Genomic DNA, 9,225 nt, shown 5'->3' on the forward strand with positions numbered 1-9,225 from the left:
GGAAAAAATGAGCGAAGCGCCCGTTAAAATCAATCCATATCAGGCTTTGCGTTTTTCAATGGGTATGAACGGGCGGCGTTTGGGTCCGATGTAAATCTGGCGCGGGCGGTGAATGGGGGACTTGCCAGTGGCCAGTTCACGCCATTGCGCGATCCAGCCTGGCATGCGTCCGATGGAGAACATGACGGTGAACATATCCACCGGAATACCGATGGCGCGCATGATGATGCCGCTGTAGAAATCGACATTCGGATAAAGTTTGCGTGACAGGAAGTATTCGTCGCGCAGGGCGATTTCTTCGAGTTTGAGGGCGATGTCCAGCAGCGGATCTTTCTTGCCCATATTGGCCATGACTTTGTTGGAGATTTCCTTGAGGATTTTGGCCCGGGGATCGTAATTCTTATACACGCGGTGGCCAAAGCCCATCAGGCGGCTGTTGCGCTCGCCCTTTCTTGCGGCGGCGACGAAACGCGAACCGTCATCGCCGTCCTTGTGGATTTCTTCCAACATCTGGATGACGGCCATATTGGCGCCGCCATGGGCGGGCCCCCAAAGGGCGCAGACGCCGGCGGCCACGGACGCGAAAAGGTTGGCTCCACCGGATGCAACCATGCGCACGGTCGAGGTGCTGCAATTTTGCTCGTGGTCGGCGTGCAGCAGCAGGATGAGGTTGAGAGCGCGGTCCACTTCCGAGCGCGCGATGTATTCCGCATAAGGTTCGGAAAACATCATGTGCAGGAAGTTGGAGCAGTAGGAGAGCTGGTATTTGGGGTGAATGAACGGTCGGCCGTGCTTCATGCGGTAGGACATGGCGGCCAGGGTGCGCACCTTGGAGATGAGAATGGTCGCGGCATGGTCGAAGTGCTCCAAGTCGTGCTCGCGGTTGTTGCTGGCCATCTCGGGATAATAACAACCCAGGGAGTTCAGCATGGCGGAAAGCATGGCCATGGGGTGCGAGTGGCTGGGGAAGGCCTCGAAGAAATGGAACATGCCCTGGTGGATTGCGGCGTTGCCCAGCACCAGATTGCGGAAGTTTTGAAGCTGTTGGGTGGTCGGAAGTTCGCCGTAAATGATGAGGTAGGAAACTTCCAGGAAATTGGAATGCTCGGCCAGTTCCTCGATGTCGTAGCCCCGGTAACGCAGGATGCCGGTTTCCCCGTCGATAAAGGTGATGGCGCTCAGGCATGAGCCGGTGTTGCCGTAGCCTTCGTCATAGGTGATATAGCCGGTGTCTGCGCGAAGATTGTGGGTATCAATCGCTTTTTCCTGCTCGGTTCCGACAATGACGGGGTACTCGTGCGCCTTGCCGCCAATGGTTATTTTTACGGTTTCAGACATGACAATCTCTTTTCTATCAGTTCCATCAAAAACTTGCAGGATCAAGCTAATCCAACTTTTTTATTTGGGCAGCAAAAACTTTTAAAAAGTTGCGGGTATCCCCTCCGGGGGTTTTGCATTATAATCCGACGATTATGCCCCTTGATTGAGGGGATTGGCCCTTGTCCAGCATGGCTTTCCCGGCCACCCCACCCAGATAAGGCATTTTCATGGCTTGTATTAGCTGCCGGATGAATTTAAGGTGCGGGGAGCGCCTTCGGGATGCCATCCATGTACTGTTTAAGATTTCTCAAAATTGTAATGATCGGAATGCTAGTGATTGCCAGTCCGAGGGCATTCGCCGTCGCCTACATCCCAGCCACGGGGCAGCCTCCCAATCCACCACGCGAGTTCCGGGGCGTCTGGGTTGCCTCTGTCTATAATATTGACTGGCCCTCGAGCCCGGGCTTGTCCGTGTCCGAACAAAAGCGGGAGTTGTTGAAACTGCTGGATCGGGCCGCTGATTTGCGCCTGAATGCAGTCCTTTTGCAGGTGAGGCCGGCTTGCGACGCCTTGTATGCCTCTCCATACGAACCCTGGTCCTATTATCTGACGGGCACCATGGGTCGTTCGCCCGACCCGTTTTATGATCCGCTCAAGTTTGCCGTCGAAGAAGCGCATAAACGCGGCTTGGAGTTGCATGCCTGGTTCAATCCATTCCGGGCGAAAGCAGGCGACGACTATTCCGCCTGCCCGCGACACATTACACGGGAACGCCCGGATTTGGTGGTCAGCTATGGGACCGTGAAGTGGCTCGACCCCGGTGAGCCGGAAGCGCGCGCGCTTGCAAGGAAGGTGATCCTGGACGTGGTGCGGCGTTATGATGTGGATGGAGTTCATCTCGACGATTATTTTTATCCGTATCCGATCCTGACAAGATCCGGCCGTAAAGTGGATTTCCCCGATGATAAAAGCTGGTGGAAGTATGGAAGCGCGAGCGGTATGAGCCGCAGTGCGTGGCGCCAGGCCAATATCAATTCCTTTGTTCACGACCTCTATTCTTCAATTAAAACAGCCAAGCCGTGGGTCAAATTCGGCATCAGTCCTTTCGGCATTTGGAAATCTGGAATGCCCGAGCACACCATGGCTTATATCGATTCCCGTGATGATATTCATGCGGATTCGCGGCTTTGGCTGCAAAAAGGCTGGGTGGATTATTTTTCGCCCCAGCTCTATTGGGAGATTGAATCCCCGAAACAATCCTTCACCCGTCTTCTGGGTTGGTGGAGGCAGCAAAATGTGTTGGGCCGCAATCTTTGGCCCGGCCTGGCCATCGACCGGGTTGGCCCGGATCGCAAGCCACAGGAAATTATCAATGAAATCCGCCTGACCCGCAACAACTCGGAAAGTTCCGGGCACATTCATTGGAGCATGAAGGAACTCATGCGGAATCGGCGCACGGTTTCCGACATGCTGAAAGACCAGCTTTTTACATCGGAAGTTTTGATCCCGGCCTATCCCTGGCTGGGGAAAGAACCGATGGCAACCCCGGCGCTGGATGTCCACGAGCGGGAAGGTTCGTTGAAGCTGGCTTGGGCCCTGCCCAAGGGCGGAAGGCAGCCTGCGCACTGGGTCTTGCAGGATTATACCAGGCAAGCATGGAGAACGGAGATCCTGGCGGGAAGCAAGCGGGGCGCGGAATTGGTTCTATCGAATGGATATCCAGACGCCATTTACATCCGCCCGGCGGACCGCAATGGGAACCTCGGGCCCGTTGTGGGGTTGAAGGCCGTGAAGCAAGTCGCGGAACGCTGACCTGCTTCTCGTCCGCGTCGCGGACCTTGGAGTGCGTCCGCCACGGCGGACGCTTTGCATCAAAAACATGTCGCCCGCAGTATAAAAGCGGCGTCGTGCCGCCGCAGTCCAAAATAAACCCGAGCTGCCATCACATTTTGTGAGGCGTTTTCAGAAATGTGTGAAACATCCAGGTTAACGTATGATCCCGCGGCTGCTTTCCCGTGCGAACTGGATCAGGACTTGGACTTCGTTGTGTTGGCCAAATTCTTCTTCCAACGCCGCCAGGGCTTGCGAGGTGTTGAATTTTAAATTATACAGGATCCTTAACGCTTTGCGCAGGACTTTGATTTGTTCCTCTGAAAACCCGCGGCGCTTGAGCCCCACTTCATTGACGGCCCTCACCGCAGCCGGGTTGCCGTCGGCAATAAAATAGGGCGGGACATCCTGCACGATTTTTGTGCAGCCGCCGACCAGCGCGTGAAGCCCGATGCGGCAGAATTGGTGTACGGCGCCCAGGCCGCTGACGATCGCGTAATCCGCCAGGGTGACGTGCCCGCCCAAGGTTCCGTTATTTGACAAAATGCAGTGGTTGCCGACGACGCAATCGTGGGCCACATGGCTGTAGGTGAGAAACAGATTGTCGGAGCCGATGACGGTTTTTTCATCCGGGTTGGTGCCGCGGTTGACGCTGGTGAATTCACGGAACTCGTTGTTGTCGCCCACTTCCAGACAAGTCGGCTCGCCCTTGTATTTCAGGTCCTGGGTTTTTCCGCCGATGCTGCAAAACGGGTGGAAGAGGTTGTTTTTTCCGAAGGTGGCGGGCCCTTGCAGGCTGGCATGGTTCATGAGGACGCAGCCTTCGCCGAGCGTGACGTCGGGACCCACGACGCAATAGGGGCCTATTTCCACATTTTCGGGCAGCCGGGCCCGGGATGCAATGACAGCGGTGGGATGAATGGGCATTTTTAAGAAAAATTATTGGACCACAAAACTGAGTTCGCCTTCCGAGACAAGTTCGCCGTTGACGGTGCACTGGCCGACCGCCTTGCCGATTTTTCCGCGCATTTTGACAAGCTCCACCTGAATGATAAGAGTGTCGCCCGGCACGACGGGCTTCCGGAACTTGACCTTGTCGGCGCTCATGAAAAATCCGATCCGGCCGACGTTGTCCGCGCGGCGCAGGAGGAGAAGGCTGGCCACCTGGGCCATGGCTTCCAATTGCAGGACTCCCGGCATGAGCGGATGGCCGGGAAAGTGGCCCTGAAAAAAGGGTTCGTTGATCGACACGTTTTTGCAGCCGGTGGCGCGGCTGTCGCCCTCGAATTTCAGAATCCGGTCCACCATGAGGAAGGGGTAGCGGTGCGGCAGGATATTCATCACCTCCTGGATGTCCAGGGCGCCTTCGCCGACCGGGATGTACTCGATCGGCATCAATTGGTTGAGGTAGCGCTTGTATTCCTTCGCGATGGCCTTGGCCAGTTCGACGTTGAGGGCGTGGCTGGGCTTGGCGGCGATAATGTGCGCCTTGAGATGGATCGGGAACAGGGAAAGATCCCCGATGACGTCCAGAATCTTGTGCCTGACAAATTCTTCGCGATAACGCAGCGGGTCCTTGCTCAGGATGCTTTCGCCGCGGATGACAATGGCGTTTTCCAGGCTGCCGCCCTTGATGAGGCCTTTTTCGAGCAGGGGTTGCACCTCCTCGTAAAAAACAAAAGTGCGCGCCTTGGAAATCTCGGAACGGTAGGTTTCGGGATTCACCTCCACGCTGAAAAACTGGGTGAAATATCCGGTATGGTTCGCGTTGGTGCAGGTCACCTTGAAGCTGTCGTGAGGCAGGGCGACCATGTAGGAGTCGTCCTTGCCATAAACATAAACCGGTTCCTTGAGCTCGAAATACGTGCGTGGGATGGTGAGCTCCTTTTTCCCGGCCTTGTCGATGAGCTGCACAAAAAGGTCCGAACTGCCGTCTCCAATCGGCGGTTCATTCGAGTCCATTTCAATGAGCGCATTGTCGATGCCCAAGCCGCGCAGGGCGGAGGTCAGGTGTTCGATGGTGTGGATCTTGACAGCACCCTCGCTGATCGTGGTGGCCCGTTCCACCTGTTTGACATTTTCCACGGCCACGTTGATGGTCGGGGCGTCCGGCAGGTCGATTCTTTTGAAAGTGTAGCCGCTGTTGGCTTCGGCGGGTTTGAGGGTCAGAGTGACCGTGCCCCCGGTGTGCAGCGAAGAGCCTTTAAGGGACGCTTCCTTCTCAATCGTGGTCTGATAAATGACAGGCATCCGCAAGTCATTGCAAAAGATGGGGGTAGAGCGCAACAGCAAATTACAGATAAAACATTATTCACTCAGGCCCAAAGGCGGCCAGCCCGTCATTTTTCGGTTGATTTGCCCTGTTTGGCAGTTGAAAAACCCCGCCGCCTACCCTAAACCACTTATCTTATGAAGAGAATGAGTCGCACTTCGGGTCAGGTTCTGGTCTTGGCAGTTTTGGCCTTGGGGGTTCTCCCCTTTCAACAAACATGGGGCGCGGAGGCTGTAATCAAAGTGGGTGAGTATGCTTCTCTCAGCGGCGGCACCGCGTCCTTTGGCAGCGCCTCGCACAAAGGAACTGTTTTGGCGGTTGAAGAAATCAACGCAGCAGGCGGTGTGCTGGGCAAACAGATCCAATTGATTACGGAAGACACCCAATCCAAGGCGGGGGAAGCTTCGACCGCTGTGCGTAAATTGATTTCCCAGGATAAAGTCGTCGCCATCCTCGGCGAAATCGCCTCATCCCGTTCGCTGGAAGCCGCGCCCATTTGCCAGGAAGCCAAAATTCCGATGATTTCACCGGGATCGACAAACCCCAAAGTTACCGAGGTTGGAGACTATATTTTCCGGATCTGTTTTATTGATCCGTTTCAGGGCACGGTCATGGCGAAGTTCGCCCTCGACTCGCTCAAGGTCAAAAATGTGGCGGTCTTGACCGATGTGAAACAGGATTACAGCGTCGGCCTTGCCCAGTTTTTCAGGGAATACCTAACGGCGCATGGCGGTGTGGTCGCGAAGGAACAAAGTTACAGCAGCGGCGACAAGGATTTTCGTGCGCAACTCACCTCGATCAAATCCAGCAAACCCGAAGCGGTTTTCCTGCCCGGCTATTATAATGAGGTGGCGCTCATCGTCAAACAGGCCGAACAATTGGGCCTGAAAGTGCCGTTCCTCGGCGGCGACGGATGGGATTCGTCGTCCCTGGTGGAAATCGGCGGCCAATCCATGGAAGGCCAGTATTTTTCCAACCATTTTTCTCCTGAGGACAATGCGCCTCAAATCCAGTCTTTTGTAAAAAATTTCCAGACGAAGTACAACCAGACTCCCGATGCGATGGCCGCTCTCGGTTATGATTCCGCCCGGTTTCTGGCCGACGCAATCCGCCGCGCGGGATCGACCGATCCTGTGAAGCTGCGAGATGCGCTGGCCTCGACCAAGAATTTTGGCGGCGTCACCGGTTCCATCACCATCAACGCGCAACGCAACGCCACCAAGTCCGCCGACATTCTCGTCATCAAGGGCGGAAAGTTCAAATTCATGCAAACGGTTGCGCCGTAAAAATAATGATGGCCCGGGAAAAGAACTGGCGGATGCTCCGGGCGATGGGTTATAGATAACCCCTGAGCATGGACATCACCCAGTTTATTCAGCAGCTTGTCAACGGCCTTTCCCTGGGGGCCATCTATGCCCTCATCGCCCTTGGATACACGATGGTGTATGGCGTGCTCCGGTTCATCAATTTCGCGCATGGCGACATCTACATGCTGGGCGCATTTTTTGGATTGGGCCTTGCGCCCAGGATGCAGCGCATCTTTCCCGGCAGCCATTCCATTCCCGGAGCATTGGCCATTTTAATTGCGTCCATGTTGCTATGCGCCGCAATCGGCGTCCTGATCGAACGGCTCGTGTATCGGCCCCTGCGCGATCGTCCCCGGCTGACGGTGCTGATCACGGCCATCGGCGTTTCCCTGTTCATCCAGAACGTGACCCAGTTGCTCTGCGGCGCCGACCCCAAGGCCTTTCCCGAATTGATCCCGGTCCGCGCGATTGAAGGGCTGGGGGATTTGACGGTGCTGACCTCACAGGCCACGGTGATTTTGGTCACACTCATTCTGCTCTTTGGCCTGCATTTTATTGTTCAAAAAACAAAGTTAGGTATGGCCATGCGCGCGCTTTCATTGAACCCGACCGCCTGCCTGCTCGTCGGCGTCAACAACAACACGGTCATCTCGTTTACGTTCGCATTGGGGTCCGCCCTGGCGGCGGCAGCCGGGATTCTGGTGGCGCTGGATTCGCCTTCGATTGAGCCCATGATGGGGAATGTGCCGGGCATCAAGGCCTTTGTTGCGGCGGTGCTGGGCGGCATCGGCAACATCCCGGGCGCGGCCCTGGGCGGGCTGATCATCGGCGTCACGGAAACCCTGGTGGTGGGTTATGTTTCGCCCGCATTCCGCGATGCCATCGCCTTTGCCATCTTGATTCTTATTTTGTTGTTCAAGCCGGACGGGTTGCTTGGCAAGTCTGAACGGGAGAAAGTCTGATGGATTCGCGGCTGATTTTATTGTTGTCCCTTGTTGCAAGCGGAGTGGCGGCGCTTTGTTCGGGCTGGCTCGATCCGTATTATTACGACGTCTGCATTTCCATCGGGATCAACATCATCCTGGCCGTCAGCTTGAACCTGGTGAACGGTTATACCGGCCAATTTTCACTCGGCCATGCCGGCTTCATGGCGGTGGGGGCTTATACGTCCGCCTCCATTACCAATGCGCTGGCCGTCAAATTCACGGGCATGCCGATTGGCGCGGCCGAGGTTGTTTTTGTGTTGGCCTTGTTTCTGGGCGGCCTCGCGGCCGCAATCGCCGGCCTGGCGGTGGGCATTCCGTCCCTGAGATTGCGCGGGGATTATCTGGCCATTGTCACGCTTGGGTTTGGAGAGATCATCCGGGTGTTGATCCTGAACATGGATTTTTTGGGGGCCGCCCGCGGACTGAGTGTGACGTGGCACAACACGAATTTTTTTTGGACGTTCGGTCTCGCGTCGTTTGCGGTGTATGTTGTTTACAACTTGGTGCATTCGACGTACGGACGCGGCTTTGTCACCGTGCGCGACGATGAGATCGCGGCGGAGGCGGTCGGCATCAACACGACAAAATACAAGGTCATCGCGTTTGCCACGGCGGCGTTTTTTGCAGGCCTGGCGGGCGGCCTCTACGCGCACTACAAACAGTATCTGACGCCGGAAGGTTTTAATTTCTTCAAGTCGGTTGATATTGTGGTCATGGTGATCCTCGGCGGCATGGGCAGCACGGCCGGGGTCGTGGCCGCAGCCATCATACTAACATTGCTTCCCGAACTGCTGCGGATGCTGTCGCATTTGCCGTGGATTCCCGAACCGGTCCAGCCCTGGCTCGAGAACCGTCTGATTCTTTATTCGCTGCTCCTGATTATACTGATGCTGACCCGGCCCCAGGGGCTTTTTGGCAATGTGGAATTTCTTCGAAAATTCATGGCGGCCCGCCGTGCAGGCAAATGAAAGAGCTGTTGAAAATCGAACAGGGAACCATGCGCTTCGGCGGCCTGACGGCGCTTTCATCCCTGGATTTTTCCATCCGTGAAAAAGAACTGGTCGGCCTGATCGGTCCGAACGGAGCGGGCAAGACCACGGTCTTCAATCTCATCACCGGTGTCTATCGCCCCACCTCCGGGCGGGTTTTTCTGGGCGAAAGGGACATCACCGGCTTGCGTCCTTATACCATCGCCGCCGCCGGGATCGGGCGGACTTTCCAAAACATCCGCCTGTTCGAGTCCCTGACGGTTTTTGACAACGTGCGCGCGGCATTCAACCTGCACCTCCGGCACAACGCCATTCATGCGTTGACGCGCGGCCCCAAGTTTTGCGAGGAGGAAAAGGAGATCGCGCAAAAGACGCTTGAGATCCTGGAAATCTTCCATCTGGGCGCGCAGCGCGACAAGCCCTGCACGAGCCTTGCCTACGGAGACCAGCGCCGCCTGGAGATTGTCCGCGCGCTGGCGACAAAGCCCCGTCTTCTGCTCTTGGACGAACCGGCGGCAGGC

The 9,225-nt window shown here is 56.2% G+C and carries 8 protein-coding genes; 5 read left to right on the forward strand and 3 right to left on the reverse strand.

All coding sequences use genetic code 11. The features are described 5' to 3' along the window. Positions 1-39: 39 nt before the first annotated feature. Positions 40-1,338 (reverse strand): citrate synthase, encoded by a 1,299-nt coding sequence (locus PHD76_07335; protein MDD5261649.1) that lies wholly within the window; start codon positions 1,336-1,338, stop codon positions 40-42. A 300-nt stretch (positions 1,339-1,638) separates the two neighbouring features. Between PHD76_07335 and PHD76_07340 the strand changes: the two genes are divergently transcribed. Next, entirely contained in the window at positions 1,639-3,132 is a 1,494-nt protein-coding gene (locus PHD76_07340; GenBank protein ID MDD5261650.1) for a family 10 glycosylhydrolase, read from the forward strand. Between the two features lie 174 nt (positions 3,133-3,306). Here PHD76_07340 and lpxA read toward each other — a convergent pair whose 3' ends face one another. Both lpxA and PHD76_07350 read right to left on the reverse strand, forming a co-directional pair. After that, positions 3,307-4,077 (reverse strand): acyl-ACP--UDP-N-acetylglucosamine O-acyltransferase, encoded by a 771-nt coding sequence (gene lpxA / locus PHD76_07345; protein ID MDD5261651.1) that lies wholly within the window; start codon positions 4,075-4,077, stop codon positions 3,307-3,309. A gap of 12 nt (positions 4,078-4,089) precedes the next feature. Further along, on the reverse strand, positions 4,090-5,400 hold the full coding sequence (locus tag PHD76_07350) for a bifunctional UDP-3-O-[3-hydroxymyristoyl] N-acetylglucosamine deacetylase/3-hydroxyacyl-ACP dehydratase (GenBank protein MDD5261652.1): 1,311 nt from the start codon (positions 5,398-5,400) through the stop codon (positions 4,090-4,092). A 168-nt stretch (positions 5,401-5,568) separates the two neighbouring features. Between PHD76_07350 and PHD76_07355 the strand changes: the two genes are divergently transcribed. The 4 genes from PHD76_07355 to PHD76_07370 form a co-directional block, all read left to right on the forward strand. Next, entirely contained in the window at positions 5,569-6,708 is a 1,140-nt protein-coding gene (locus PHD76_07355) for an ABC transporter substrate-binding protein (protein ID MDD5261653.1), read from the forward strand. A 68-nt stretch (positions 6,709-6,776) separates the two neighbouring features. After that, entirely contained in the window at positions 6,777-7,691 is a 915-nt protein-coding gene (locus PHD76_07360) for a branched-chain amino acid ABC transporter permease (protein ID MDD5261654.1), read from the forward strand. Further along, positions 7,691-8,683 carry a branched-chain amino acid ABC transporter permease gene (locus PHD76_07365; protein MDD5261655.1) on the forward strand — a complete coding sequence of 331 codons (993 nt, stop codon included), beginning with the start codon at positions 7,691-7,693 and terminating at the stop codon, positions 8,681-8,683. Before PHD76_07360 ends, PHD76_07365 begins: the two co-directional genes overlap by 1 nt. Beyond that, on the forward strand, positions 8,680-9,225 hold a 546-nt coding region (locus tag PHD76_07370; GenBank protein MDD5261656.1), incomplete at its 3' end, for an ATP-binding cassette domain-containing protein. The genes PHD76_07365 and PHD76_07370, both read left to right, overlap by 4 nt.

It is taken from the genome of Candidatus Methylacidiphilales bacterium (assembly GCA_028713655.1).
In the GTDB taxonomy this organism is placed as follows: Bacteria; Verrucomicrobiota; Verrucomicrobiia; order Methylacidiphilales; family JAAUTS01; genus JAQTNW01.

Coding starts and splice junctions, on each gene's coding strand:
- PHD76_07365 (MDD5261655.1), top strand. CDS start 7,691: ATGGATTCGCGGCTGATTTTATTGTTGTCCCTTGTTGCAAGCGGAGTG.
- PHD76_07355 (MDD5261653.1), top strand. CDS start 5,569: ATGAGTCGCACTTCGGGTCAGGTTCTGGTCTTGGCAGTTTTGGCCTTG.
- PHD76_07360 (MDD5261654.1), top strand. CDS start 6,777: ATGGACATCACCCAGTTTATTCAGCAGCTTGTCAACGGCCTTTCCCTG.
- PHD76_07335 (MDD5261649.1), bottom strand. CDS start 1,338: ATGTCTGAAACCGTAAAAATAACCATTGGCGGCAAGGCGCACGAGTAC.
- PHD76_07350 (MDD5261652.1), bottom strand. CDS start 5,400: ATGCCTGTCATTTATCAGACCACGATTGAGAAGGAAGCGTCCCTTAAA.
- lpxA (MDD5261651.1), bottom strand. CDS start 4,077: ATGCCCATTCATCCCACCGCTGTCATTGCATCCCGGGCCCGGCTGCCC.
- PHD76_07340 (MDD5261650.1), top strand. CDS start 1,639: ATGATCGGAATGCTAGTGATTGCCAGTCCGAGGGCATTCGCCGTCGCC.